The 26,833-nt window shown below is 62.9% G+C and carries 26 protein-coding genes; 11 read left to right on the top strand and 15 right to left on the bottom strand.

The window, feature by feature from the left end:
* Positions 1–190: 190 nt before the first annotated feature.
* Both CK228_RS17640 and CK228_RS17635 read right to left on the bottom strand, forming a co-directional pair.
* Positions 191–1,549, bottom strand: coding sequence for an FAD/NAD(P)-binding protein (locus CK228_RS17640; RefSeq protein WP_095788670.1), 1,359 nt, complete (start codon positions 1,547–1,549; stop codon positions 191–193).
* Between the two features lie 25 nt (positions 1,550–1,574).
* Complete coding sequence (locus CK228_RS17635; RefSeq protein WP_095775621.1) at positions 1,575–2,051, bottom strand: Rrf2 family transcriptional regulator; 477 nt, start codon at positions 2,049–2,051, stop codon at positions 1,575–1,577.
* An 897-nt stretch (positions 2,052–2,948) separates the two neighbouring features.
* On the opposite strand from CK228_RS17635, the gene tauA reads away from it, so the two are divergent.
* The 4 genes from tauA to CK228_RS17615 all read left to right on the top strand — a co-directional run bounded on the left by tauA (position 2,949) and on the right by CK228_RS17615 (position 5,921).
* A complete protein-coding gene (tauA, locus tag CK228_RS17630; RefSeq protein WP_095788669.1) occupies positions 2,949–3,962 on the top strand; it encodes a taurine ABC transporter substrate-binding protein in 1,014 nt (337 codons plus the stop codon).
* A gap of 125 nt (positions 3,963–4,087) precedes the next feature.
* On the top strand, positions 4,088–4,855 hold the full coding sequence (locus CK228_RS17625; RefSeq protein WP_095788668.1) for a taurine ABC transporter ATP-binding protein: 768 nt from the start codon (positions 4,088–4,090) through the stop codon (positions 4,853–4,855).
* A complete protein-coding gene (locus CK228_RS17620; RefSeq protein WP_095788667.1) occupies positions 4,852–5,712 on the top strand; it encodes an ABC transporter permease subunit in 861 nt (286 codons plus the stop codon). The genes CK228_RS17625 and CK228_RS17620 overlap by 4 nt, the downstream gene beginning before the upstream one ends.
* Positions 5,713–5,738: 26 nt before the next feature.
* Positions 5,739–5,921, top strand: coding sequence for a hypothetical protein (locus CK228_RS17615; RefSeq protein WP_095788691.1), 183 nt, complete (start codon positions 5,739–5,741; stop codon positions 5,919–5,921).
* Between the two features lie 7 nt (positions 5,922–5,928).
* Here CK228_RS17615 and CK228_RS17610 read toward each other — a convergent pair whose 3' ends face one another.
* Together CK228_RS17610 and CK228_RS17605 are read right to left on the bottom strand one after the other, a co-directional pair.
* A complete protein-coding gene (locus CK228_RS17610) occupies positions 5,929–6,690 on the bottom strand; it encodes an ABC transporter permease (RefSeq protein WP_095775669.1) in 762 nt (253 codons plus the stop codon).
* A 14-nt stretch (positions 6,691–6,704) separates the two neighbouring features.
* Positions 6,705–7,631 (bottom strand): ABC transporter ATP-binding protein, encoded by a 927-nt coding sequence (locus tag CK228_RS17605; RefSeq protein ID WP_095788666.1) that lies wholly within the window; start codon positions 7,629–7,631, stop codon positions 6,705–6,707.
* 242 nt (positions 7,632–7,873) lie between these two features.
* Between CK228_RS17605 and CK228_RS17600 the strand changes: the two genes are divergently transcribed.
* Together CK228_RS17600 and CK228_RS17595 are read left to right on the top strand one after the other, a co-directional pair.
* Positions 7,874–9,235: a cytochrome ubiquinol oxidase subunit I gene (locus CK228_RS17600; RefSeq protein WP_095788665.1), complete on the top strand. Its 1,362-nt coding sequence runs from the start codon at positions 7,874–7,876 to the stop codon at positions 9,233–9,235.
* A gap of 5 nt (positions 9,236–9,240) precedes the next feature.
* Positions 9,241–10,245 (top strand): cytochrome d ubiquinol oxidase subunit II, encoded by a 1,005-nt coding sequence (locus CK228_RS17595; RefSeq protein WP_095788664.1) that lies wholly within the window; start codon positions 9,241–9,243, stop codon positions 10,243–10,245.
* Positions 10,246–10,264: 19 nt separating this feature from the next.
* Here the strand turns inward: CK228_RS17595 and CK228_RS17590 are convergent, their stop codons facing one another.
* Positions 10,265–12,853: an AAA family ATPase gene (locus CK228_RS17590; protein WP_095788690.1), complete on the bottom strand. Its 2,589-nt coding sequence runs from the start codon at positions 12,851–12,853 to the stop codon at positions 10,265–10,267.
* A 242-nt stretch (positions 12,854–13,095) separates the two neighbouring features.
* Here CK228_RS17590 and CK228_RS17585 point away from each other — a divergent pair, with 242 nt between their 5' ends.
* Both CK228_RS17585 and CK228_RS17575 read left to right on the top strand, forming a co-directional pair.
* The gene (locus CK228_RS17585; RefSeq protein WP_095788663.1) at positions 13,096–13,368 is read left to right on the top strand and encodes a DUF4242 domain-containing protein; all 273 of its coding nucleotides are present in this window, start codon (positions 13,096–13,098) and stop codon (positions 13,366–13,368) included.
* 341 nt (positions 13,369–13,709) lie between these two features.
* Positions 13,710–14,210, top strand: a complete 501-nt coding sequence (locus tag CK228_RS17575; protein WP_095788661.1) for a hypothetical protein — start codon at positions 13,710–13,712, stop codon at positions 14,208–14,210.
* A gap of 142 nt (positions 14,211–14,352) precedes the next feature.
* On the opposite strand, the gene msrA is transcribed toward CK228_RS17575, so the two are convergent.
* From msrA to CK228_RS17545, 6 genes are all read right to left on the bottom strand, one after another.
* Positions 14,353–15,081 carry a peptide-methionine (S)-S-oxide reductase MsrA gene (gene msrA / locus CK228_RS17570; protein ID WP_095788660.1) on the bottom strand — a complete coding sequence of 243 codons (729 nt, stop codon included), beginning with the start codon at positions 15,079–15,081 and terminating at the stop codon, positions 14,353–14,355.
* Between the two features lie 188 nt (positions 15,082–15,269).
* The gene (locus CK228_RS17565; protein ID WP_019862212.1) at positions 15,270–15,590 is read right to left on the bottom strand and encodes a hypothetical protein; all 321 of its coding nucleotides are present in this window, start codon (positions 15,588–15,590) and stop codon (positions 15,270–15,272) included.
* An 83-nt stretch (positions 15,591–15,673) separates the two neighbouring features.
* The gene (locus tag CK228_RS17560) at positions 15,674–16,372 is read right to left on the bottom strand and encodes a DUF1223 domain-containing protein (RefSeq protein WP_095788659.1); all 699 of its coding nucleotides are present in this window, start codon (positions 16,370–16,372) and stop codon (positions 15,674–15,676) included.
* A 104-nt stretch (positions 16,373–16,476) separates the two neighbouring features.
* A complete protein-coding gene (locus tag CK228_RS17555; protein ID WP_095775634.1) occupies positions 16,477–16,803 on the bottom strand; it encodes a hypothetical protein in 327 nt (108 codons plus the stop codon).
* A gap of 264 nt (positions 16,804–17,067) precedes the next feature.
* Entirely contained in the window at positions 17,068–17,439 is a 372-nt protein-coding gene (locus tag CK228_RS17550; protein WP_095788658.1) for an endonuclease domain-containing protein, read from the bottom strand.
* A 104-nt stretch (positions 17,440–17,543) separates the two neighbouring features.
* Entirely contained in the window at positions 17,544–18,623 is a 1,080-nt protein-coding gene (locus CK228_RS17545; RefSeq protein WP_179295952.1) for a pilus assembly protein TadG-related protein, read from the bottom strand.
* Between the two features lie 197 nt (positions 18,624–18,820).
* On the opposite strand from CK228_RS17545, the gene lepA reads away from it, so the two are divergent.
* Together lepA and CK228_RS17535 are read left to right on the top strand one after the other, a co-directional pair.
* Entirely contained in the window at positions 18,821–20,626 is a 1,806-nt protein-coding gene (gene lepA / locus CK228_RS17540) for a translation elongation factor 4 (protein WP_095775671.1), read from the top strand.
* A gap of 85 nt (positions 20,627–20,711) precedes the next feature.
* Positions 20,712–21,281, top strand: coding sequence for a sce7726 family protein (locus tag CK228_RS17535; RefSeq protein ID WP_143750600.1), 570 nt, complete (start codon positions 20,712–20,714; stop codon positions 21,279–21,281).
* Here the strand turns inward: CK228_RS17535 and CK228_RS17530 are convergent.
* The 3 genes from CK228_RS17530 to CK228_RS17520 all read right to left on the bottom strand — a co-directional run bounded on the left by CK228_RS17530 (position 21,267) and on the right by CK228_RS17520 (position 24,100).
* Positions 21,267–22,298, bottom strand: a complete 1,032-nt coding sequence (locus CK228_RS17530) for a beta family protein (protein WP_095788656.1) — start codon at positions 22,296–22,298, stop codon at positions 21,267–21,269. The two genes, CK228_RS17535 and CK228_RS17530, sit on opposite strands and share 15 nt — an antisense overlap.
* Positions 22,299–22,568: 270 nt before the next feature.
* A complete protein-coding gene (locus CK228_RS17525; RefSeq protein WP_095788655.1) occupies positions 22,569–23,258 on the bottom strand; it encodes a DNA-processing protein DprA in 690 nt (229 codons plus the stop codon).
* Positions 23,258–24,100 (bottom strand): hypothetical protein, encoded by an 843-nt coding sequence (locus CK228_RS17520; protein ID WP_143750599.1) that lies wholly within the window; start codon positions 24,098–24,100, stop codon positions 23,258–23,260. The genes CK228_RS17525 and CK228_RS17520 overlap by 1 nt, the downstream gene beginning before the upstream one ends.
* Before the next feature lie 143 nt (positions 24,101–24,243).
* Here CK228_RS17520 and CK228_RS35335 point away from each other — a divergent pair, with 143 nt between their 5' ends.
* A complete protein-coding gene (locus tag CK228_RS35335) occupies positions 24,244–24,756 on the top strand; it encodes a hypothetical protein (RefSeq protein ID WP_179295951.1) in 513 nt (170 codons plus the stop codon).
* Between the two features lie 396 nt (positions 24,757–25,152).
* On the opposite strand, the gene CK228_RS17510 is transcribed toward CK228_RS35335, so the two are convergent.
* Positions 25,153–26,793: an ABC transporter substrate-binding protein gene (locus tag CK228_RS17510; RefSeq protein ID WP_095788653.1), complete on the bottom strand. Its 1,641-nt coding sequence runs from the start codon at positions 26,791–26,793 to the stop codon at positions 25,153–25,155.
* Between the last annotated feature and the right edge of the window lie 40 nt (positions 26,794–26,833).

The raw sequence follows: 26,833 nt of genomic DNA, 5'->3' as shown, positions 1-26,833 counted from the left end.
TACAACACCCGCCGATTGCATTCAGCGCTCGGCTATCTCAGCCCGCAACAGTTCGAAGACCAACACGCCCGGAAGATGGTCAAAACTGCCGCTTGATCCTGTCCGCTCCGAGGGGCGCACTCCATTTCCCGGGAAAAGCGCGTAGCGCTTTCCCTTGGGAATTGGGTCAAAACGAAGAGTCCGGGTCGCCCTACCCCAGCAACTGCTTGCTCAGCCGCGCGCACTGGATGCGGATGTCGGGAATGGCATCGATCTCGAAGAAGGTGCCGCGCGTCAGCGGGCCGACGGCGTGGATCTTGCGCGAGACCGTGCCGTCGCCGGCGATGATCTCGCAATTGGCCGACACGTCGAGGCCGATGCGCATGGGATCCGGCCGCGCGAGCCCGCGGTCGACCAGCGAGCGCACCACGCTGTTCGACGAGGTCGAAATGTCCCGCACGATCCCCGAGCAATCATAGATACGGGCGACGTCGAACGTCTCGACAAGCTGGCTGTGGCGCGACTGGACGTCGACGCTGAAGGCCTCGCCTGGCGTGATGCCGACGACGCGCCCAGCGACAAGCCGGATGCGTCCCGATTGCACGGCTTGCGTCACCTTGGCGTAGACCTCGGGCGCCATGCGATGGCGGTGGATGTCCCACCAGGCCTTGGTGTGCTCGACGAAGCGGCGCTTGGCGGAAGCCGGCCAATTCTGCCAGATCTTCTGGTTGAAGGGGCGCAGGCCGTCGACCACGTCGCGCCAGTCGATGCCGGCCTTCTGGTTCTCGCGGATCAGGTCGCGGAACCAGCCGACGAAATAGGAAAGCTGGGTGCCGAGCGGAATGTCGGCGACGTCGAGCTTGATCGGATTGCCCTTGCGGTGCGGCGACGGCAGCAGGCCGCGCCGCGACACCGCGACGATCTCGCGCCTGTGGCCGCGCTGTTCCAGCGCCAGGAACGCGTCGACCATGCTGAGGCCGGTGCCCAGCACCATGACGCGGCTTTCCGGGTCGAGCGCGGTGTCGGCCTCCGAGCCCATGCGAACCGCATGGCCTTGCGCCGGCTGTTCGTCATGGCCGGTGGCGAGTATGGCCATGTGGGCGACGACGCTGGTGCCGTTGGCGAGCGCCACCTCGACGCCGGACGCGGTCGGCGTGATCGACAGGCTCTCTTCGTGGATCAGGCGCAGCCGCCCGGTCGGCTGTTCGCGCGCTTCGAGTTCGTCGAGCAGTTCGCCGAGATAGCGGGCGTAGATGCTGCGTGGCGCGTAAAAGGGCGTCTGCGGCGTCTGCTCCTGGTCGACCAGGCCACGCCCGTGCAGCCAGCGCCAGAAATTGCCGGGATCGTCGGCATAGGCGCTCATGCCGGCGGCGCTGACATTCAGCACATGCGCCGACAGCAGCGTCGAATAGGCGATGCCCTGGCCGAAATGCGGGCGCTTTTCGATCAGCGTGACGCGCAGATCCGGATTGGTCGATTTCAGGAGATGCGCGGCCATCACGACGCCTGAGGCGCCGCCGCCGACGATGATGATCGAATTGGGGATGATCGAACTGGCGCGCCCGCTCATGCGCGCACCTGTGGAATGCGAGGCGTCAGGCCTGGACCTTCACGGTGACGGGCAGCTCGTCGATCTCCCTCGCGACCGTAAGGTCGTCGAGGCCGATGTCGCGCATCTCGGCGAGGCTGCGCTGGTCGAGCACCTCGGCGATCGCCTGCCGGACCTCGAGCATCAGATGTCGGACTTGGCATGTCGCCTCGTTGCAGTCTTCACAGCGCTGATATTGTGTGCGGCTGGCGCAGGGAATTGGCGCCAGCGGCCCGTCGAGGACGCGCACGACATGGCCGACCTTGATCTCGTCGGCTGGCCGCGCCAGGCGGTAGCCGCCATCCTTGCCCTTGCGGCTCTGGACGAAACCGGCATTGCGCAACTCGCCCAGTATGGCATCGAGAAATTTCTTCGGGATGTTGTTGCCGGTCGCGATGTCGTTGACGAAAGCCAGCTGTCCGGCCGGCAGGTGCGCCAGGTGGACCAGCGCCTTGAGGCCGTACTTGCCTTTTTTGGTGAGCATTGACCGAACGTTTCTCTATCATGCGACGGCACGAGGCCATCCGTTGCGAAACGCCTGGCGAGCCTCCCCGCCGCGCCTAAGCATCCATGACACATAAATTCTAGTGACATGATATACAAGCCGAGAAACGTTGATTTTGCTTCGTTTTCAAGCCGCTGGAGCCATTTTGTCAGGCTTTTGTGCCATTAAGAGCACAGAAATGCATCTTGACGGCGACGAGGCGACAAATGGTTCCGCGCGGGACAGCCGTGCCGCCCGCCGATTATGCGCCTCCGGCAGGCGACGCATGCCGTGAGTGGTGGGCTGCCCGCTCATCGTCGTCTCCAATCCCTCATGTCGATAAGGATACTATACTTATCCTCGAACACGCGGAACGGCTTGTCAATTCCGTGGCGATTCGAGGCATGGATTTGTGTGGCAATCGCAAAAGCGAAATTGTCGTTTCGTAGGTGAGGGCGTCGACGGTTGGCCGAGCCTTCCCGACTTCGTCATCCACGGGCGGAGCAGGAGCGAAGCTCCGTCGCGGAGACCCGAGGATCCATGCCGTGACCTCGATCGAAGGATGCGACGGAGCAGAACTATGCACCGCAGCAACGCTTCGGAGTCACGGAATGGATCCCTTGGGCTGCGGAGCAACTCCAGGGGTCTGCGCGCGTCGCCGCGCTCCTTGCTTCGCCCTAGGATGACGAAGTCTGGCGTTCGCGGGGCACCTTTCCCGTTCATATGGAGGGGCGATGACGGCAATTGCAGCCGCCCTTTCCGCATCGGCACAGCGCCCCCGACAGATTTTTTCCAACAAACCCGCCTTCGTTGGAAGGATTTAACTCTACAAGAACGATAGAATTAGCGGACTATCATGCGGCAATCCGGTTTTCTCTGTTTTCATGGAGCCCTTTGATGTCCACCATTTCGCGACGCATTCTCCTTCTGTCGTCCGCCGCGCTTGCCGGCGCCGCCTTTCTCAGCCCGGCCCTGGCCGAGGATCTGAAGATCACCATCGGCTACCAGACGGTGGTCGAGCCTTCCAAAGTGCCGCAAGCCGATGGCGCCTATGAAAAAGCCACCAAGGCCACGATCGACTGGCGTAAATTCGATTCCGGCGCCGATGTCATCGCCGCGGTCGCTTCCGGCTCGATCGACATCGGTTATGTCGGTTCGAGCCCGCTGGCGGCGGCGGCAAGCCGCGAATTGCCGATCCAGACCATCTTCGTCGTAGGCCTGATCGGACCGTCCGAGGCGCTGGTCGCCCACAACGGTGCCGGCATCGAGAAGGTCGCCGACCTCGCCGGCAAGAAGGTCGCCGTGCCCTTCGTCTCGACCACGCATTACAGCCTGCTTGCCGCGCTCAAGCACGAGAATGTCGATCCGAAGTCGGTCCAGATCCTCAATCTGCGGCCGCCCGAAATCGCCGCCGCCTTCGCGCGCGGCGACATCGACGCGGCCTATGTCTGGGATCCGGCCCTCGGCCAGATCAAGACGACGGGCAAGGTGGTGCTGGATTCCTCGCAGGTCGCCGCCTGGGGCGCGCCGACCTTCGACGCCTGGATCGTGCGCACCGATTTTGCGCAGAAGAACCCGGAAGCGGTGCGCGATTTCGTCAAGGTCACGGGCGCGGCCTATGCCGAGTACCTCGCCAAGCCCGACGCCTGGTCGGTGTCCTCGCCGCAGGCCGGCAAGATCGCCAAGCTTACCGGCGCCAAGCTGGAAGAGGTGCCGGAGCTGTTGAAGGGCTATGTCTTCCCGACCTTGGAGGAGCAGGCCTCCGACAAATTCCTCGGCGGCGGCACGGTCAAGGCTGTCGCGGCCGCCTCCGCCTTCCTCAAGGAGCAGGGCAAGGTCGACGCCGTGCTGCCGGACTATTCGAAATATGTGACGTCGAAATACGTCACCGAGGCGCTGGCCTCGAACTGAGCGCCTGGCGCCAGCTGAACGCGCGCGGATCTCCTTCCCTGACGCCGCGCGTGCCTGCCCCGGAACCGCTGACGAGGCGTGGTTTCGGGGCGGGCGAGCTTCAATGAAACTTCCCGGGAGGCCCCATGCCGCATCTCGTGCTCGACAGGATCTCGATCCACTATGACGGCCACCCCGCCGTGGAGCGTGCGTCGATCGACGTGGCCGGGGATGATTTCGTCGTCCTTGTCGGCCGTTCCGGCTGCGGCAAGACCTCGCTGCTCAATGTCGCCGCTGGCCTCGTCACGCCGGTACGCGGCACGGCCACGATCAACGGCCGCCCGATCTCGGCACCTGGTTCGGATCGCGCCGTGGTGTTCCAGAACGATGCCTTGTTTCCCTGGCTGACCGCGCGCGAAAACGTCGCCTTCGCGCTGCGCCTGCGCGGTGTCAGGCCGGCCGAGCGGGCGCGGCGCGCCGACGAGCTTCTGGCGCTGGTCAAGCTGGCCGATGCCGGCGACAAGCACATCTGGGAGCTTTCCGGCGGCATGCGCCAGCGCGTCGGCCTTGCCCGCGCGCTCGCCGCCGAACCGCAATTCCTGCTGCTCGACGAGCCGCTCGGCGCGCTCGACGCGCTGACGCGCGAGCGCATGCAGACGACGCTGCTCGATCTCTGGACGGCAAGCCATGCCGGCGTGCTGATGGTGACGCACGGCATAGAGGAGGCGCTGGTGCTCGCCACCCGCATCGTCGTGCTGGCGCCGGGCCCCGGCCGTGTGGTGCGCACCTTCGAGCCAGACTTTTCCAGGCGCTACGCCGCGGGCGAGGCCATCCGCGCGATCAAGGCCGACCCGGCCTTCGCCACGGCGCGCGGCGAACTGACCGATGCCATCTTCGAGGGAGAAGCGGCATGACCATCTTCTCTTACACCGAGCGCGCCGGCCCCAGGACTGAAGAGGCCGACGGCCTGTCGGTGCCGTGGTCGCGGCCGAGCCCGAAACGCAAGGGCGTTTCGGCCCGCATGATCAGCGCGGTCACCATCCTGGTGGTGCTGGCGGCATGGGCGCTGTCGGCCCGCCTGCAACTGGTGTCGCCGGTGTTCCTGCCCTCGCCCGTCGCGGTGTGGAACAAATTCATCGTCGTGATCGGCGACGGCTTCGTCGACGCGACGCTGCTGCAGCACACTGTCGCCAGCCTGGTCCGGGTGTTCGCCGCATTGGTCGCCGCCATCCTGGTCGGCGTGCCCGTTGGTCTTGCCATCGGCACCAGCACGGTCGGTCGCGGCATTTTCGATCCGCTGCTGGAATTCCTGCGGCCGATCCCGCCGCTGGCCTATCTGCCGCTGGTGATCATCTGGTTCGGCATTGGCGAGCCGTCGAAAATCCTGGTGATCGCCATCGCCATGCTGGCGCCGGTGGCGCTGTCGACCGCTTCGGGCGTCCGCAGCGTCTCGCAGGAACGCATCAACGCGGCGCGATCGCTTGGCGCGACGCGCGCGCAAGTGGTCCGCCACGTCATCCTGCCCAGCGCGCTGCCGTCGATCCTGACCGGGCTGCGCATCGCGCTCGGCGCCGGCTGGTCGACGCTGGTCGCGGCCGAACTGGTGGCGGCGACGCGCGGGCTTGGCTTCATGATCCAGTCGGCGGCGCAGTTCCTGGTCACCGACGTGGTGATCATGGGCATTCTGGTGATCGCGGCCATCGCCTTCGTGCTCGAATTCACCATCCGCAGGATCGAGCGCGCGCTCGTCCCGTGGGCGGGACGGGAATGATCAACCGCAAGCGCAGGAGAGTGACGATGACCCATTCCACCGCCGTGCTGTTCGCCCATTTCGGCGCCTGGCTGCTCGGCCTTGCCTCCGACGACAAGACGGCGAGGCAGGAGCGCTCGCCGGCGCCGGTCCAATTCCAGGCCGGCCGCGACCGCCTGCCGCCGCGCGACGAAAGCTTTTACTGGGCCTGGCAGTATTGGTCGCAGTGAGGGGCGGTCAGTTCCGCAGCCGGTAGCCGGTCTTGAAGATCCAGGCGACGATGGCGATGCAGACGGCCAGGAAGACCAGCGTCATGCCGAGGCTGACGCCGACCGAGACGTCGGCCTTGCCGTAAAAACTCCAGCGGAAGCCGCTGATCAGATACACGACCGGATTGAACAGCGTGATCGTCTTCCAGATGCCGGGCAGCATGTGGATCGAATAGAAGCTGCCGCCGAGGAAGGTGAGCGGCGTGACGATCAAGAGCGGCACAAGCTGCAGCTGCTCGAAGCTTTTCGCCCAGATGCCGATGATGAAGCCGAACAGGCTGAAGGTCACCGCCGTCAGCACCAGGAAGGCGATCATCCAGAACGGATGTTCGATGTGGAGCGGCACGAACAAAGAGGCGGTGGCCAGGATGATCAGGCCGAGGATGATCGACTTGGTCGCCGCGCCGCCGACATAGGCGATGACGATCTCCAGATAGGAGACCGGCGCCGACAGAAGCTCGTAGATCGAGCCGACGAATTTCGGGAAATAGATGGCGAAGGAGGCGTTGGAGATTGACTGCGTCAACAGCGACAGCATGATCAGCCCGGGTACGATGAAGGCGCCGTAGCTGATGCCGTCGATCTCGGTGATGCGCGAGCCGATGGCCGAGCCGAAGACGACGAAGTAGAGCGATGTTGAGATGACCGGCGAGATGATGCTCTGCAGCACGGTGCGAAAGGCACGCGCCATCTCGACCCGGTAGATCGCCCAGACTGCACGGAAATTCATGGCTGCGCGCAGGGTCATGGCTCTCTCCTCACCAGATTGACGAAGATCTCCTCGAGCGAGCTGTTTTGCGTGTCGATGTCGCGGAACTGGATGCCGCCGGCCTCGAGATCGCGGATCAGCGAGGCGACGCCCGGCCGCTCGGCCTGGTTGTCATAGGTGTAGGTCAACTGCCCGCCATCCGGCGACAGCTCCAGCGCATAGCCCGAGAAGGTTTCGGGAATGGCGGTCAGCGGATTGCGCAGCTCCAGCACCACCCGCTTGCGGCCGAGCTTGCGCATCAGCTCGGCCTTGTTCTCGACCAGGATGATTTCGCCGCGGTTGATGACGCCGACGCGGTCGGCCATCGCTTCGGCTTCCTCGATATAGTGGGTGGTGAGGATGATGGTGACGCCATCCTCGCGCAGCCGGCGCACCATCTCCCACATGTCCTGGCGCAGCTCGACATCGACGCCGGCGGTCGGCTCGTCGAGGAACAGGATGCGCGGCTCATGCGACAGCGCCTTGGCGATCATCAGCCTGCGCTTCATGCCGCCCGACAGCGTGATCGCCTTGGCGTCCTTCTTGTCCCACAGCGACAGATCGCGCAGCACCTTCTCGACGAAGCCGTGGTTAACCGGCTTGCCGAACAGGCCGCGGCTGTAGTTGACCGTCGCCCAGACGCTCTCGAAAGCGTCGATGGTCAGTTCCTGCGGCACCAGGCCGATCAGGCTGCGCGCGGCGCGGTAATCCTTGCTGATGTCGTGACCGTCGACCGTGACGGTGCCGGTCGAGCGGTTGACGATGCCGCAGACGATCGAGATCAGGGTCGTCTTGCCGGCACCGTTCGGCCCGAGCAAAGCGAAGATCTCGCCGCGCTGGATGTCGAGAGTGACTTCCTTGAGCGCGGTGAAACCGGTGGCGTAGGTCTTGGAGACCCCGGAAATGGACAGAATGGAGGGCATGGGCTGAAAAACGGCTGCCTGAAAGAGGTCCCCTGATATAGGCCGAATGTCATCGCGTGCAACCCGCAAGTCAGTGGCGCTGCTGACAGTTCTGGACAGCCCGTGCCGGCAGCGGCTGGAGATGTACCCGCATGAACCGGTAAAATTGTCCTGTGGCGTTCAGCCTCGCGGCAGGACGCCGCTTTGACCAACTCGCGTTACGGGCATACGCTGCCGCCAGCAAATAGCAGCCGGAGCCCGCCATGGACCCGCTCATACTGTCGCGCATCCAGTTCGGCGCGAATATTTCGTTTCATATTCTGTTTCCGACGATCACCATTGCACTTGGCTGGGTGCTGCTGTTCTTCAAGCTGCGCTACAACGCGACCAACGATTCCGCCTGGATGCGCGCCTATTTCACCTGGGTGAAGGTGTTCGCGCTGTCCTTCGCCATGGGCGTGGTGTCCGGTGTCACCATGAGCTTCCAGTTCGGCACCAACTGGCCGGGCTATATGGAGCATGTCGGCAACATCGCCGGGCCGCTGCTGGCCTACGAGATCCTCACCGCCTTCTTCCTCGAGGCGGCCTTCCTCGGCATCATGCTGTTCGGCTTCCGCCGCGTCTCCAACCGCGTCCACACGCTGGCGACGGTGCTGGTCGCCGGCGGCACCACCCTGTCGGCCTTCTGGATCATCGCGCTGAATTCCTGGATGCAGACGCCGGCCGGCTTCGAGATGATTGACGGCAAGGCGCATGCGGTCGACTGGTGGGCCATCGTCTTCAACCCGTCGATGCCTTACCGGCTGGTGCATATGCTCCTGGCCTCAGGGCTGACGGTCTCGTTCCTGATATCGGGCCTGTCGGCGGCGCGTCATCTCAACGGCGACCGCTCGGAATCGATGTGGAAGGCGTTGCGCACCGGTGTCTTCACCGCCGCGATCCTGATCCCCATCCAGATCCTTGCCGGCGACCAGCATGGGCTGAACACGCTGGAGCACCAGCCGCAGAAGATCGCCGCCATGGAGGCCAACTGGAACACCGGCCCCAACGTGCCGCTGGTGCTGTTCGCGCTGCCCGACGAGGCGGCCAAGGAAAACAAATTCGAGGTCGCCATCCCCGACGGCGCAAGCCTGGTGCTGCGGCACTCGACCGACGGCGTGGTGCCGGGGCTGAACGATTTTCCCGGCAACCATCCGCCGGTCTTCCCAATCTTCTGGAGCTTCCGCATCATGGTCGGCACCGGCCTTCTGATGCTCGCCGTCTCCTGGTCGGCCGCCTTCTTCCTCAAGCGCCGGCACAGCCTGCCCAAGCCGCTCGCCATGCTGATGGTGCCGATGGCGCTGTCGGGCTGGCTGGCGACGCTGGCCGGCTGGTACACGACCGAGATCGGCCGCCAGCCCTGGCTGGTCACCGGCGTGCTCAAGACCGCCGATGCCGTCGGCCCGGTGGCGGGCAGCCATGTCGCGCTGACGCTCGCCGTCTATCTCATCCTCTATGTGCTGTTGCTGATCGCCTATCTCGGCGTGCTGGTGCATCTGGCGCTGAAAGCGGCGAAGGATGGTGATTCATCACCGCTGCCGGGCGTCATGAAAGCAGCCATGTCGCAGCCGGCGGCTGGGGAGTAGGAAAAATGACCTTGGACTGGCCAACCGCTCTCCCGCTGATCTTCGCCGGACTGATGGGCCTCGCCATCCTGATCTATGTCATCCTCGACGGTTTCGACCTCGGCATCGGCATCTTGTTCGCCATGGCCGAGGACGCAGAGCAGGATACGATGATCGCGGCGATCGGCCCGTTCTGGGACGCCAACGAGACCTGGCTGGTGCTGGCCGTCGGCCTGCTGCTGGTCGCCTTCCCGATGGCGCATGGCGTCATCCTCACCGCGCTCTACATTCCCGTCTTCGTGCTCTTGGTCGGGCTGATCCTGCGCGGCGTCGCCTTCGATTTTCGCGCCAAGGTGCCGAGCGGCAAGAAGCATCGCTGGAACCGCATCTTTTTCCTCGGCTCCGTCATCGCCTCGCTGGCGCAGGGCTATATGCTGGGCGTCTATGTGCTCGGCCTCGATGTCGGCCTGGGCGGTACGGCGTTCGGCGTGCTGGTGGCGTTCTGCCTGGCCGCCGCCTATGCGGCGATGGGTGCCGCCTGGGTGATCTACAAGACCGAGGGCGAGCTGCAGAAGAAGGCGGTGCGCTGGCTGCGCACCGCGCTGGTGCTGACGGCGCTCGGCATGGCGGCGGTGTCGCTGGCCACGCCTTTCGCCAGCCCGCGCATCTTCGACAAATGGTTCGCCTGGCCGCAGATGCTCTATCTCTCGCCGCTGCCGATCCTGTCGGCGCTGTTGTTCCTGTGGCTGTGGCGGCAGACCTTCCATCTGCCGAAGCCCGACGACCGCCATGCGCTGACGCCGTTCCTGACGCTGGCCGCCATCTTCGTGCTCGGCTTTGCCGGCCTCGCCTGGTCGTTCTACCCGTTCGTGGTGCCCGATAAATTGACGATATGGCAGGCGGCGTCGGCGACCGAAAGCCTGGCCATCATCCTTGTCGGCACGGCGGTGGTGCTGCCGATCATCATTTTCTATTCCTTCTATGCCTACCGCGTGTTCGGCGGCAAGGCGACGGATCTGACCTACGATTGAGGGGCCGGTCGTTCCGTCTTCAGATCAGCCCGCTGGCGCGCGCGGCAGCGGAGGCCTCGCCGCGCGAGACGGCATCCAGCTTGCCCAGCACCGCCGAGACGTGGTGATCGACCGTCTTGGGCGAAATGGCGAGATGCTCGGCTATGCGCTTGTTGGAGAGACCCCGCTCAATCAGCTGCAGCACTTCCATCTGGCGCTGGGTCAGGCCGGCGCTGTTGGCGCGCGTGGTGCGGCGCGGTCCACGCGCGATGCCGATGACGCCGTTTCGCCGCATGATGTCGCGCACATGGCTCGCGACGGGCCGGGCGCCGAGCGCCTCGAGGATCTCCAGCGCCGCCCGCTGTGCCGCCTCATCGCCCTGCGCCAGCGCCAGGGCGCGTTCGTAAGGCGCGTCGAGTTCGGCCCACGCCGCGGCCGCTCCCCGCCAGTCGCCGGCCAGCAGCATCCGGTAGGGCGCGGCCATGCCCGATGTGTCGCCCGGATCTGCATCGGGTGCCAGCATCTGCCGCCAGGCGGCCAGTTCGGCGAAGACCGCCCGGGTCGGCGACATGTTCTCGGCAAGGCCGATCAGCCGCAGCGCCTCGTCCTTTTCCGCCTCCCCTAGCCAGGCCCGTTCGGCCATCACGGCCGCGTAGGGTAACAGCCGCTGCAGTTCGGCGCCCTTCTCCGGAAACCGCTTCATCTCCGCCAGGAGCGGCTCTGCCGAGGGGTCGCCGCGGCGGACCCTCAGCCGCGACAGCGCCACAAGGGCGGGATAGCGCACCAGCGCCGTCGCCCGGTCGTTGGCAACCACGTCCAGCGCCTCGGCAGCCGCGTCATCCCAGCGTCCGTTGCGCACCAACAACTGGGCCCGCACGCCACGCATGTAATCGCGCCAGGTCGCCAGATCGTTCTCGACGCAGTAGTCGATGCCGCGATCAAGGAAGGATTGGGCCTGGCTGTAGCCCAACTGGTTCATCTCGCCACAAGCGCAGTTGGTGAAGGCGCGCGCGGCATGTTCCTGAAAATTCTGCTCCAGCGCGATCTCGAGGCTGCGGGCGAGATGCAGCCTGCTGCTGCTCAGGTCCAGCCACTGCTCGGCGGCGCCGACATTGTTGAGAGCATGGCAAACGACTTCCGGCCTGTTCAACCGTTCGGCGAGTTCGATCGCCCTGGCGCCGAGCGACAAGGTCTCGTCCAGCCTTTCGGCCAGCATCGCAAGCTGCGAAAGGTTCGAATAGGCCATGGCGAGTTCGGCGCTGGCGGGAACGGTTTCCAGCAATGCGACCGCCTGGGCGCCGAACATGTCGGCCGCCTGTCGGTCCCCCAGAAGATAGGCGAAGCGCGACAGCCATCTCAGGCTGTCGCCTTCCTTCAGCCTGTTGCCCAGCGCCTGTTGCAACACACGTGCCTGTTCCTGCGCCTTGATGGCTTCGTCTATGCGCGCGATCAGATGGCACTCGAACGCATATTGCTCGTAAAGCCCGGCGCGCTCATCTTGAGGCAGGGTGTCGGCCTGCCGCAGGGCAACCTCGTAGTAGCCGGCGGCGTCGCGATGGGCGCCGACACGCGAGGCCTCCCGCGCCGCGACCGGTGCGAACTCACGCACCGCCTGCAGATTGTGCGCCTCGACCGCATGGTGGACGAGGCGCGCGGTGGCGACACCACCATTCTCGAGCAGCGCCGACAGCGCACGCTGATTGAACAGTCTCCTGGAACTCGTCGTCAGCATCATCTCGATGGCGCGGCGCGCGATCTCGTGTCGGAAGGCGTAGCCGTCGCCGAGATCGTCGAGCAGGCCGTTCGACACACATTCCGCGAGCTGGCCGGCAGCGGCGACGCCGCACAGGCCCTGCAGTGCCCACGCGTCGGCGCGTCTGGGAAAGACCGAAACCGCATCGAGCATCGAGCGGGCGCCGGCCGACAGCCGGCCGGCCCGTGCGACGACGGCGTCGCGCACGCTGGCAGGCGGCGTCATCTCATTGTCCGCGCACAAAAGCTCGGTAACGAAGAAGGCATTGCCCGCCGTCGCGCGGTAGATGGCATCGCCATCACGGCCGGCGGCATTGGCAAGCAACAGCACCGCCGTCTCGCTCAACAGGGGCACATCGATGCGCACGACGTTGCCGGCCGGAATTTCGCCGAGCACGCGGCGCACGCGCATCTGCCCTTCACTGCGGTCGGTGCGCGCCGTCAGGGCGAGCAGGATGTGGGTGTTGGCGATGCGGCGCCCCAGGAAGCGAACGAAATCCAGTGTCGCGTCGTCGGCCCAGTGCAGATCCTCGATGATCAGGAGCGTCGGCTGCGTCCTTGCCTCGAAGACTTCCAGCGCGTCGGAAAACAGGGGCAACCTCTGCCCCTGCCGGGCGTCGATCGCCCGCGGCATCGCCCATTGCGCCTCGCGGGCAAGATCGTAGAGCGGGCCGAGCGGATCGGGGATCGACAAATCCTCGCAGGCGCTGCGGAAGATGCGCGTGCCATCGGCAACCTTGCCGACGAAAGCCTCGACAAGCGCCGACTTGCCGGCGCCTGCCTCGCCCGACAGCGCCACCACGCGGCCGCGTCCATTCGCGGCCTCCGCGAGAAGTTCATCCAGCTGCTCCAGCTGTGTCTGCCGTTCCAGAAGCATCATCATTCGCCCAGAAAGGATTATGTTTCGGCGGTTCCCCGACGTCCGCCAGAAGCGTCCGGGACCATGACCGACAATGTGACCCTCCACACATTTCGGTGCAACCTCACACATAACGTCGCCATTATGGGGAATCTTCCCACAAAACATAGGGAAAGGCTCCGATGCGCGGCCATGGCGAGCGTGGTCAATGTCCAGGCGCGCTCAAATCGAGCGCGAAACCATGGAAAAGGAAAACCAATATGCCTCGCTATGTGGTTCAACGCACATTTCCCGATGGCCTCAGCGTGCCGATGAACGATGTCGGCGCCGACGCGCTTGGCGGCGTCATCATGCGCAACGCCGAGAAGGGCGTGACCTGGGTGCAGTCCTTCGTCTCGCCGGACAAGAAGCAGAGCTTCTGCATTTACGATGCGCCCTCGCCGGAAGCGATCCGCAGCACCGCGCAGAAAAACGCGCTCCCGGTCGACAAGATCACGGAGGTGCGGGTTCTTGACCCTTACTTTTACCGTTGATCGCGGCAATGCGCATCCAACTGCCCTTCGCGGCGATGGCGGCTTGCCTGACAACGCGTCCAGCGAGGTGCCGGCGGCTTCGAGACCAGTCGAACGAGGCCCGTTACGGGGCCGGCTTTTGCGCGGGCTTGCCGCCTTGCTGTTCGCACCATTGCGCTCGCGGCGGCGCCGATTGCCACCGCAGGACGACTATCTGAGACGCGACATCGGCTTGCCGGAGCTCGTGGAGCTGCCGCAATACTGGGACTTCACCCGGTCGGACAGATGATGCGCCCAGCCTAGCCCAGACTTCGCGGCGGGGGCGGCCGCTCCCGCTTGCAATCAACAAACCAGGAGAGAAAATGAACATTCATGTGTGGACCAGGCACCTCATCAACCTGTCGATCCTGTCGATCGCGGCAACGGCGGCGAATGCCGATGGCACCGGCACGCTGGAGGAGAAGGTGCGGGCAGCCGACAGCCGCTTCGAGAATGTGGCGATGGCCACCGCCGAAGGCTATGCACCCATCCCCTGCGCCAGTGGAGTAACCGGCGGCGCCATGGGCATTCACTATGTCAACGCTGCCTATCTGAAGGACGATGCGGTCGATCTAACGAAGCCGGAAGCCGTCATGTACGAGCCGATGGCGGACGGCACGCAAAAGCTGGTGGCGGTCGAGTACATCACCTCGAAAGGGCCGGCTTCGCTGGAGGGACAGCTGTTCAACTTCAACAGCGCCCCCAACCGCTATGGCCTGGGGCCCTTCTATGAGCTGCATGTCTGGGCCTGGAAGAAGAACCCGACAGGCACCTTCGCCGACATGAACCCTGACGTGTCGTGCGATGCGATGAAGCCCATGTAACCAGGACGCGAATCTCCCCCTCGTGGGGGAGATTCGCCGAGTGTGGAGCGCTGACCTTCTGTCGCGGGAGGTTGGGCCTGGTAGGACCGACCCCCTCTGGCTTGCCGGCCATCTCCCCCTCGAGGGGGGAGATAACCAAGCCTCAATTGCTCGCCGACAGCACCAGCACCGGCTTGTCGCTGTACAGCGCCGGGAACAGCTGCTTCAGGTTCGCCACCTTGGGCAGGTCGTTGTAGACGATGTAGGGATAGGTCGGGTTCAGCGTCAGAAAATCCTGGTGGTAGTTCTCGGCCGGGTAGAAGGTCTTGCCGGTCTCGATCGTGGTGACGATTGGTGCCGGATAGAGCTTGGCCTTGTCGAGCTGCTCGATATAGCTCTGCGCGATCTTCTTCTGCGTGTCGTTCTCGGCGAAGATCGTCGAGCGGTACTGGGTGCCGGAGTCCGGGCCCTGGTAGTTCAGCTGCGTCGGATTGTGGGCGACTGAGAAATAGACCTGCAGCAGCTGGCCAAAGGTCACCTTCGACGGATCGTAGGTGATCTCGACGGATTCGGCATGGCCGGTGCGGCCGGTGCCGACTGTCTCGTAGACCGCGTCATCCTTGGCGCCGCCGGTATAGCCGGAGACCGCCTTGCTGACACCCTTGACGTGCTGGAACACGCCCTGCACGCCCCAGAAGCAGCCGCCGGCGAAGATCGCCGTCTCGCTGCCCGGGGCGGCCTTTTCGTCCATTGCCGGCGGCGGGATCACCACCGCGTCCTCGGCCGAGCGCGCCGGGGTCTGCCACAAGGCCGCAGCCGCCACCGCCGCAAAACCGAGCACGGCCAGTGCGCTGCGGGTAAAGAACGGCCGTGTCTTTTCGATACCGGTCATGTTCTGATCTCCTGTTGTTGTTCCAATATATACGACGCAAGCCGCCAAGAGGTCTCAATTTGCCGTGCGGCGGCTCCTGTCGTCGGCACTCCCCCGGCCCTCCGGGCCACCTTCTCCCCGAGGGGGAGAAGGCGCCGCTCGCCCCGGAACGGTCAGGCGAGCGAAGCGGTGAGGGGCAGCCGACCTGCTTACTGCGCTGGCTTCATCGCGTCGGTGGCTGGCTTCATCGCATCCGCCGCCGGTTTCATGGCGTCGGCGGCAGGCTTCATGGCGTCCGCTGCGGGCTTCATCGCATTGGTGGCCATCGGGTCGGCGGGCTTCATCGCGTCGGTCGCGGGCTTCATCGCATCCGCCGGCTTCATCGCATCCGTGGCCGGTTTCATGGCGTCGGTGGCCATCGCATTGGCCGGCTTCATGGCGTTGGTCGCGTCGTCGGCACGGGCGCCGGCGACGAAGACGGCGGCCGAAAGCGCGAAGGCGAGCGCCGGCAGGGTCAAGTACTTGGTCATGGAAGTCTCCTTGGGTTTTGGCGCGCAAGCGGGCCGGGTGATGCGTTGCCGCGGCATGCGGCCCCGCGCGAAGAGAAAGAAAATCAGTTGGTGGCGGCGGCCAGGATCGGCCCGCCGCCCGGCGATTGCACCAGCACGGCGGTGCTCAGGCCACCCGAGGCGGCGGGCAGCGCATAGGAAGTGGCGTTACCGGTCCAGCTGCCGAGTTTTTCCAGCGCGTGCACGACATTGGCATGCGGCAGCGTGCGGCCGGTGTTTTCGCCGCGCGCCACCGGCACCTGCACGACGCCCTTGGCATAGCGCACCAGCCAGACATCGGCCTTGCCGCCCGGTGCGGCGCCGGCGCCGATCGCCACCTTGCTGCCGTCGAGCGACAGCGAGGGGCCGCCGGTCTTGCCGGTCGCGGAAATCAGATGCTCGATCTCGCCCGGTGCCGCGCCGACCACATCGGCATGGCCGTTGACCACCACCTGCGGCGTGAACGGCCCGTCATGGCCGAGCGGCGGCTCGTAGGAGACCTGGCGCTGGGTGAACTCCTGCTTTCCAAAAGTGTCCTTCCAGCCGAGATAGTCCCAGTAGGTGACGTTGAAGGACAGCGCCAGCACGCCGGGCTGGTCCTTGACCTTGATCAGATTGGCATTGGCCGGCGGGCAGGATGAGCAGCCCTGGCTGGTGAACAGCTCGACGACGCTGAGCGGCTGCGCGGCGGCGGCACCGAGCGAGGCGGCGAGCGCCAGCGCCCCCAGGCTGGACAGGGCAATGAAGTTTGAGGCTCTCGGCATGGGGCGGGCTCCGTAAGGGGCGCTGGGATGCGCCGGTCATTCCCCCACTTCGCCGCCATCCGCCCCTTCGTTACAGCGCTCACCGGTTTGTGATGAAGGCACCTCTACGCCAGTGGCCCGAAACGCCACAGTGAGGTGTAGTGCATGATCGGCCGCTCGAGCCTCGCGCCCGCGGCGACAAATCGCTTTCCCGCATCCAGCATGGGCTGGAAGGTATCGAGTTGCCTGGCGTGCTCCAGCGTGTCCCAAACACTGGTGTTGATCAGCGACGATGTAGCCTCGTCGGCGCCGGCGTAGAAGACGAGCAGCCCCGGCAGTGCCTCGATGCCGGGCCGAAGCTCTGCCTCGTCGTCCACCATCATCTCTCGAAACGACGCGAACTTCGCTGCATCGCAGCGCAGGATGGAAACACGCAGCACGGAATCAGGCATCGGGTTCTTCTCCAGGAGTTGACGTGCTCCAGGCTAGGCCACGCCGACCCGGGCCGCCAATACCGTGCCCATCAAGATTGAGTGCGCATGGGGCGCGCCCTTCCCTTCTCCCCTTGCGGGAGAAGGTGGCCTCGCGAAGCGAGGTCGGATGAGGGGTGCTCCAGCGGAGTGAGGCGTTGGCGTTCCCTGGAACACCCCTCATCCGTCTCGCCGCTACGCGGCGATCCACCTTCTCCCGCAAGGGGAGAAGGAAGACGCGCGCCATCACCGCCAGGGCTGCAGACTGGTATTTCTTACATAGGCGATGATCGTGTCGCAGACGGCGTTGAGGTCTTTCAGGACATCGTCATTCCAGAAACGCAGAACCCGAAAGCCCTTGGCCTCGAGCTCGGTCTTGCGGATCTGGTCCGTATCCGGACCCGCATGCTGGCTGCCATCGATCTCGATGATCAGCCGAGCTTCAGGGCAAACGAAATCGGCAACGTATTTTCCGATAGGCGCCTGGCGCCGGAATTTTATCCGGTCGAGTCTGCGATCGCGCAGCTCCTGCCAGAGCCTGCCTTCCGCTTCCGTCATCTCGCGCCGGAGCGAGCGGGCAAATTTACGCTTGGCTTGGGTGACGGGTTGATGCGGCATGGCGCCAGATTAGCCAGACCCGGCGTTCCGTCCAACCATCCGTCTCGCCGCTACGCGGCGATCCACCTTCTCCCGCAAGGGGAGAAGGTGAGCAGCGTCTGTCCCTACTGCGTCAGCGCTGTGTCCGAGGGCCGCTTGTTGAAGTCGCACTTGCCGGTGACGTTGTAGAAGAAGTCGGCATTTGAGGACGTAGTCGGCACCGTTGTGCCACCGTCTTCCCAGGCTTGATAGCTGGTGACGCCACAAGGCACGATGGAGAAGATGTCGACCCTCGTCCCGGTCGCGGTCTCGGTCAGGGCGTTCGCGTCCACCCCGCTAAAGAGTCGGTTGGAGGTGCTTGCATCGTCCGACTTGAGGTATTGCGGGTTGCCCGATGGCACGTACATCTGCAGAGAGAGGCCACCCATCTGGCTGACATCGATCGCCGCGCCGGCGCTGTTGGCCGGATACATGGTGTCGACGCAGGTTGTCGAATATTTCTTGTTGCCACTGGTCTGGAGGATCGCATTGGCAGGCAGACCGGTGAAAGTGGTCACGCTGGCGGTGGTGCAAACTTGCGACTGGACGAGCGTCTTGATATCGGCGCCACCATTGTTGGTGATCGTATACACGTTCGTGGTGCCGTAGCCCTTCGGATCCCCGAAGCCATTATAGACATACTCGATGGACATCAGCGGCTTGGCCGCTGTCGCTCCGAATTGCGTGCCGTACAGCGTCATCGTCTTGTTCCACCAGCCCGACACCTTGGTGATCTTGAAGCTCGCATTGACGAGCGCCGGCGGCTTGCTGACCGCCGACGCGACGGCAATCGGCACGGTGTTGATCCTGGCGATCTGCATGAACGTGGTCGGCATGGAGAAACTTGCCGAGGCCCGGCCGGTGGCGGCGGCGGTGGTGGTACCAGCCACAAAACTGTTCAGCGTCGCAGTGCCCTGGCCACCGTTGGCGGCGAAGGAATCCTGCAGCGCCGTCTGGCGCTGCGCCAGCGTCGAGGTGGTGTCCATGGTGGTGATCGACAGGAGCGCGGCATCCAGGGCCTGCTGCTGGTTGGACCGGACCTGGATCGCGCTGGTATAGTCGATCGAGAAGCCGACGGCGCTTATGACAGGCACCAGCGTGAGAAAGAACAGCGGCATCATCGAGCCGCTGCGCGAACGGGCAAACCCGCCTGCAACTTTCAGCATTTTTTACCCCCAAGGATATTAGTGATGGGGCATATAGCACGCGGCGGCAAACCAAGGTCTAACGCGATCGATCAAACTTTAAGCATCCACGGCCGCCGGGGCCGGCATTTGGCGCGGCTCGCCGCTTTGTAATCGAAGGCGCCGCCCTTGCGCCGCAAGCCTTGCCGCCGCAAGCCACCCCTGCTAAAGCGCGCGACATGAGCACGCCCCTCGACCACATCAGAAATTTCTCCATCGTCGCCCATATCGACCATGGCAAATCCACGCTCGCCGACCGCCTGATCCAGTCCACCGGCGGGCTGGAGCTGCGCGACATGAAGGAGCAGGTGCTGGACTCGATGGACATCGAGCGAGAGCGCGGCATCACCATCAAGGCGCAGACGGTGCGGCTGAAATACCGCGCCAACAATGGCGAGGACTATATCCTCAACCTCATCGACACGCCCGGACATGTCGACTTCGCCTATGAAGTGTCGCGCTCGCTCGCCGCCTGCGAGGGCTCGCTGCTGGTGGTCGACGCCAGCCAGGGCGTCGAGGCGCAGACGCTCGCCAATGTCTACCAGGCCATCGACAACAACCACGAGATCGTCGTGGTGCTGAACAAGGTCGACCTGCCGGCCGCCGAGCCCGAGCGCATCCGCGAGCAGGTCGAGGAGGTGATCGGCATCGACGCTTCCGGCGCCGTGCTGATCTCGGCCAAGACCGGCCTCGGCATTCCCGACGTGCTGGAAGCCATCGTCCACCAATTGCCGCCGCCGCGCGAGGGCGATGCGACAGCCCCCTTGAAGGCGATGCTGGTCGACAGCTGGTACGACGCCTATCTCGGCGTCATCGTGCTGGTGCGCATCATCGACGGCGTGCTGAAGAAGGGCCAGACCATCCGCATGATGGGCACCGGCGCCAAATACCTGGTCGAGCGCACCGGCGTGTTCACGCCCGCCCGCATCAATGTCGACGAGCTCGGCCCCGGCGAGTTCGGCTTCTTCACCGGCTCGATCAAGGAAGTGGCCGACACCCGCGTCGGCGACACCATCACCGAGGACAGGCGCCAGACCGCGCATGCCCTGCCCGGCTTCAAGCCGGCGCAGCCGGTGGTGTTCTGCGGCCTGTTCCCCGTCGATGCCGCCGATTTCGAGGATCTGCGCGCCGCCGTCGGCAAATTGCGCCTCAACGACGCCTCCTTCTCCTATGAAATGGAAACCAGTGCGGCGCTCGGCTTCGGCTATCGCTGCGGCTTCCTGGGCCTCTTGCATCTCGAAATCATCCAGGAGCGGCTGGAGCGCGAGTTCAACCTCGACCTGATCGCCACGGCGCCCTCCGTCGTCTACCGGCTGCTGCTCAATGACGGCTCGGTGAAGGAGCTGCACAACCCGGCCGACATGCCCGACGTGGTGAAGATCTCGGCCATCGAGGAGCCGTGGATCCGCGCCACCATCCTCACCCCCGACGACTATCTCGGCGGCATATTGAAACTGTGCCAAGACCGGCGCGGCATCCAGGCGGACCTGTCCTATGTCGGCAAACGCGCCATGCTGACCTACGATCTGCCGCTCAACGAAGTCGTCTTCGACTTCTATGACCGGCTGAAGTCGATCTCCAAGGGCTACGCCTCGTTCGACTACCACCTGACCGACTACCGCGAGGGCGATCTGGTGAAGATGTCGATCCTGGTCAATGAGGAGCCGGTCGACGCGCTGTCCATGCTGGTGCACCGCACGGCGGCGGAAAAACGCGGAAGGCAGATGTGCGAGAAGCTGAAGGAGCTGATCCCGCACCACCTCTTCAAGATCCCGATCCAGGCCGCGATAGGCGGCAAGGTCATCGCCCGCGAAACCATCTCCGCCCTGCGCAAGGACGTCACCGCGAAGTGCTACGGCGGCGACGTGAGCCGCAAGCGCAAGCTGCTCGACAAGCAGAAAGAGGGCAAGAAGCGGATGCGGCAGTTCGGCAAGGTCGATATCCCGCAGGAGGCGTTTATCCAGGCGCTGAAGATGGGCGATTGAGGGCGGCGTTACTTGACAAAAGCGTCAACTACTTATTAATATTGAGCTGGTATCTGTTTGAAATGCAACGTTATTTTCGGGAAAAATGAAAGATCGAGATGTAAGGCGAGCAGTCCTGAATCATCTCGCCGAAATTCATTCAGGCGATAAATCAACTCGAATTGTCGAGGAGATGGGGGTGTGGGCTAACTCAGTCCGCATTGATATAGCCGTCATAAATGGCGAGCTTTCTGGCTTCGAGTTGAAGAGTGATAGCGACACTTTGCAGCGCCTGCCTATGCAAGCAGATATCTACAGTCGTGTGTTCGATGAGATGACCCTGGTCGTTGGCAGTCGCTACGCCGAGAAAGCAACTTCGATTGTTCCGAATTGGTGGCGAATTATACAAGCAGTCGAGGCGGGTAACGCCATCGCCCTTGAAGTCGTGCGTGGCGGTGTACGAAATCCGAATCCAGAACCCTACCTTGTGGCCGAATTGCTCTGGAAGGATGAGGCCCTCGCAGTTCTGGAGGAGTTTGCTCTCGCCAAGGGATGGAGAGGTAAGCGCATCAAGGAAATTCATGAACGGCTTGCATACGAGCTTCCGTTCTCAGTTCTGTCCGACCGAGTAAGAGAGTCGTTGAAGGCTCGTGAAGGATGGCTAGGGAAGCATTGACCTGACCAATTCGATGTGACGATTCACACCAATGCGCACCCAGTGCTCGAGCCCCTGCGGACTTGCGCCGCCTGCTATTGCGTTGATTTCGTCATCCGCCCAACAATGATGCAAGGGATTGCGGCCGACGTAGCCCACGATTGATTGGGCGTGCCCGGTCAGCTGCGGGCCTGGATCTTGCGCCCCCACGCCCCTTGTTCTGACTCCGCGGCAAATCAGAAAATGATCGGGGAGTGTATATTTGACCGAAATTGGGTACCCCCACGCGATACCGGGCGGGGGCGCCGCTGTTGTAACTGTCGCATAGTCACCGTAGTCGAGCGGATACGGCAAAGTGGCTGCCGTCAATTGTTGCCAAATCTGTTTCTCGTAGCGGCGAATTGTGTGCAACCCCTGATTTAGGCCAGTAAAATTCTCCGGCATTGACGTGCCGACTGTCGTCACGGTGCGCCAGTTTGTCCCTTGATGCAGGGTTTGAAATGTCGTCGCCAAGGCAATAGGCCCGAGCGCGGCAACGTGCTGGGCCTGGTCACCAAAATCGACAATGAGATCAGTGCTTGGAAGTGGGATCTGCCACCCACCAATCCACGCGGCCATCGACGTCATTTCTTGTAAGTCTATCCGGAGACACACCCCACGCTGGTCGATGGCTGCAACCGAACTAACAGCAGATTGATATGTGGCAGGCGCCCCTAGACGAGTGGCCGGAATCATAGAAAGCCCATGGGTCCGGCATTCTTGGGCTATACTTATGAGCCTATGCGGCTGGCCAGCTGGTCCAGCAATCGGTGACGCGTCCAAAAAGAACGGCGATGCCCCCCAAGATGTCGCTATTTCCTGCGCCAGGACAATTGGAGCCGGGACCAGAGGAATTTTCTTTGTGGCTTTCTTGTCTTTGAATTGGTCCGCCCCAACTAAAAAAAGGGGAGCGACATTTGACCTGCCAAGAGCAGAGAGGTTGCTGAGAGCGTTCTTCTCACCACGTTTCCAACGCAAATTCGGTATGTATCTCGCCATTATTTGATTCCCCTTCCCGCCAAAAAGCTATCACGACGTGCCAACAATACTCAACAGGTGAAATAGCGATGCTGAGAGACCGGCCACGTCAACTGGAAGTCGCCATAAAAACTGACTTGTGGCTTCGATCAACGCTGGCCGCGGTCAGCTACGCACCCGTTCGGTGGGGTGGAGATCCTGCAGGAGGCCGTCACCAGGACATCAAAAGTCGTTCAGTTCATTTGCGCTGAAGCTGCGATGCGGGCGTATTCAAAATTGCCCAAGATGGAGCTAAGAGTCTCTGGAGATAGATGAGACTATCCAACGAATTTCGCTCAAACCGGTGTTCTTGTTTCTCTGCAAAGGGATTCCGCCGAGCTCTATGAGTCGTTCATTGCCGATATTTGAGCTAGTAGTATCGGAATACTTGGCCACGATCAGGGGTTTTTTTTGTTGCAAGGCAGTCATTCCGGCGTGGAACGTTCCCCCATTTTCTCGTGCTTCTATAACTATTGTGGCATCTGATATGCCAACGATCACTCTATTTCTGTCCATGGCACGGTCCGCACGCCAAATGGCGTCGGGTTCAAAATAACTCATGACAAGAATCCGCCCCCAATCCCAAATCTTAGAAAGCTCCCTTTTTATTCGAAAGTGATTAATTCCTTCCGGGAGAATAACAATAGTGTATCCATTGTGTAAAATGGCTCCAAGATGAGCCTGGGTATCAACCCCTTTCGCGTATCCTGATACAACGCATATTTCATGCGTTGCGAATTGACTTGCGCAATCGAGAGCAATTTCAAGACCCTTTTCACTTGCGCTCCTAGAGCCACAGAAGCCAACGCTAGGTAAGCTCAAAAGTGCCAAATTGCCAATATAGTAGATGCTCGGTGTATCAAAATGACCAAACAGATCCCCCATTATGCGCGGATACCGGTCGTCGTCGGAAGTTAATAACTTATAGTCTAAAGTTTTCATCACAGATTATCTTGATCTCCAGCCGACTTCACCACTGACAGGCCATAAACATCGACCTCAGCATGGTGCTGAACTCGGTTTCCTACAAAATTCATCGTACACCCGCTTTGGTATAAGTCGTCCATCAGAATTATCGCGCCCTTGCCTTTGATTTCGGGATTCGTCTGAAATTGCGCAGCCTCCAACGCGTCCCATTTCTCCCCTACGGTCTTCTCCTTCAGCTGACCCTTCGGTTTGGTCCACTCTCCAACGGAGACGAGCTGCAACCCAAGTTTCTGAGAAACACCCGTAGCGACGATCGTCGGCAAGTCGAACTGTTTGTCAGGTCGCGGGGGAACCGGCGCGATAGCTTTTGCATCCTTGTAGAGAGGTGTAGCGGAGATGAATTGCGCGGCGAGGTCTATGAGTTTGCCGATGGCGCCCTGGTCTTGGTGATACTTAGCCGCATATTCGAGATCCCCCAAAGGCGTTCGTGAGTTTTCGTGATAGTGCATCGAAAGCGCCATACTCGCGTCTAGGTTGTCGCGCAGAAAAACGTGATCTCTGTGCCTTTCCATGAAGTCCCGCACCGTAGGCATCTCATCCTCCGAAAGACCGCACCACACACCAATTCCAAATTTGCTATGAAAAAGCGTTAAGCGGGTTTCAATCTTAAAAATCTCCTCTATCGTTGCCCGAAAAGGTAGTGAGAACTTATAGGGAAACTTGTCGTTATATTTGGAAAGCGCATTTGAGTGAGTCGTAGCGAAGCATATACGATGTGGAGATCCATCTTCTTTTGAAGCGAGAAACTCCTTCTTCGTTAAGAGTGGAATTCCAAAAATACCACTAAAGCTAATCATGACACCCCTCCGCGGAGATATAGATCGTCGTCTGATCAAGAAGTTGTCAAGGCAGAAAGACGCACAGGCTTCCTTGGCGTGACCAATCTCTTTTAGATCACTGGTAGCCGCGCTATCCTCGCCCCACCTCGGGGAAACACCACATGCGCACCACCTCAGACACCACCGCAGCAATTGGCCTCGCCATCGGCGGCACCTTCGGCCTTGCCGGCACCTTCGTCGCCAGCGCTCCGCTGCGCGAATCCCTGTGGGCGATCGACGGCGTCGCGCTCGTCGTCGCGACGGCCCTGCTCACCATGAAATACCAGCGCCTCGGCAATGATTGCGTCGCGGCCGGGTTCCTGACCTTCCTGGCCGGCGAAAGCCTGCTGCTGGCGGGCAATGCGGCGGGGCTCGAGGCCAGCGTGCCTTCCTATGTCGGCGGCATCTCGCTTTGGGCGGCGGCGCTCATCATGGTCAGCGTGCCCTCCACTTTCGCGCTGTGGATGCGGTTCACCGCATTCGTCGCCGCCGCGCTGTTCTTCGCCTCGGTGGGCATGGTGCTGTGGGGCACGCCGCTGCTGCCGACCTCCTCGCCGCTGCCCGCCGCCGGCTATCCGTTCCTGGTGCTGACTTTTATTGGGTGGATCTGGACGCTGCTGAGGGAGGGGCGGTAGACGCTGTCCGCCCGCCGTCAAAATCCGCGACAGGAAGGCGAGCGTCGGCGCTGCCCCTCATCTGGCTGCCGCCATCTTCTCCCCGTAAGCGGGGCGAAGGGGGCTGCTGTCGCCGCTTTCGCCAATCGCAGACGTTGCAGGAAGGGCGCCGGCGTTGCGGCAGCCTCTCTCGCCCCGTTTACGGGGAGCCGGCAGGACAGTGAGGGGCAGCGCCGACCTGCGATAGGTACGCGCTAGCCTCTATCCTCAATCCTGACACGGTTTTGACATCGGCGAGGGCGTCCCCCGCTCCGTCCAGGCTTCGCCGGGCCACCTTGCCGGGGCGAGCCACGGGTCTCGCCCGTCCTTCGGACCCCCCACTTCCGTGGGGGCGAGGAACCCAGGAATAGCGAAGTCTCACCCCTCCAACCAAACCTTCTCGAAATGCTGCTCCAGCGCCTGGTGCTGCTCGCAGCCTTCGACCCCCTTGCGGTAGGTCCGGTAGACCGAGCGCCAGTAGGGCTGGATGATGATGCCGTTGTCGCGCAGGTTCTTCTCGATGCCGGCCATGATCTCCTTGCGGGCCTTGGCGTCGGGGGTGGCGAGCGCCTTGTCCAGCAGCTCGTCGAATTCCTTGCTGGCATAGGCGCTTTCGTTCCAGGCCGCACCCGATTTATACGCCAGCGCCAGCACCTGGACGCCGAGCGGGCGGCCGAGCCATTCGGTGCAGGAGAAGGGATATTTGCTCCAGTCGTTCCAGAAGGTCGCGGCGGGCAGCACGGTGCGCTTGATCTTGAGGCCGGCCTCGCGCATCTGCGCGGCGATCGCGTCGCCGGTGGTCTTCTGCCATTCGATGTCGACCGAGATGAGCTCGTATTCGTGGTCCGGCTTGCCGGACGCGGCGAGCAGCTTCTTGGCCTCCTCCACATCGCGCTTGGCCGGGCCGATATCGGCATATTCGGGATGCATGGGGCCGACATGGTGGTTGTCGGCGGGCTTGCCGCGGCCGCCGAGGCCGAGCGCCAGCACGGCCGAATTGTCGACGGCGAGCTGGGCGGCGCGGCGGACCTTGATGTCGTCATAGGGCGCATTGCCGATGTTGAAGCGGGCGACGATGGTCGAGCCGGTGGCGATCTCGGAATTCTTCAGCCCCATCTTGTCGGTCTGCGAGACGGCGTCGGAGGCGGTTTCGTGGTCGGTGTCGATCTCGCCGGATTCGAACGCCGACAGCATGGCGTTGGGATCGGAGCCGTAGTCGATCCACTGGATGCCATCGAGGTGGAATTCGCCCTTCCACCACGGCTTGTCCTTGCGCTTCACCTCGGCACCGGTCTCGGCGTCCCATTTCACCAGTTCGCAGGGGCCTGTGGTGATAGCCAGCGCCTTCAGGGGATCGCCGTCGCCATCATAGGAGCGGTGCATGATCAGCGCCGGATAGTCGGCCATGCCGGCGATCAGCGAAATGTCGGGCTTCGGCAGGTTGAGCTTGATGGTGTAGTCGTCGACCTTCTCGATGCCGCCATCGACCGCCTTCTTGGTGTCGGCATTGACCAGCGCGCCCATGCGCGCGGCGACCGAATTGCCGGCGACACCGGCCTCGCACCAGCGGGTCAGGTTGTGGACGACATCGTCGGCGTTGAAGGCGTCGCCGTTCGACCAGGTGATGCCCTTGCGCACATGCAGCGTCAGCGTCTTGGCATCGTCGCTCATCTCCCATTTTTCCAACAGCCAGGGCTCGAACGAAAAATCGGTGTTCCAGCGCACCAGATATTCGTTGCAGTGGCGGGCGACGTTGGACATTTCGACGCCGTCGAAGGTGCGCGGGTCCTTGAAACCCTTGACGTTCATGGCGACGCGCAAGGTGCCGCCCTTCTTCGGCTCGGCCGCGCGGGCAGGCGTCGGCGCGAGGCCGCCCAGGGCAAACGCGCCGGCGGCGCTGACGCCGAGACCGGCCATCAGCGCCAGATATTCGCGGCGGCTGATGCCGCCAGTCTTGAAATCCTCGGCGACGGGCTTGGCCTGCGGGTGCAGTTTGCGGTCGGTCAGCATGAATTTCATCGTCGTTCCCTTTGTCGTTGGTGCATGCCGCCCAAAACTG

The organism is Mesorhizobium sp. WSM4312 (assembly GCF_002294875.1).
Classification (GTDB): domain Bacteria; phylum Pseudomonadota; class Alphaproteobacteria; order Rhizobiales; family Rhizobiaceae; genus Mesorhizobium.
The sequence above is the reverse complement of the archived record's forward strand: the minus strand, read 5'-3'. Positions and strand labels throughout refer to the sequence as shown.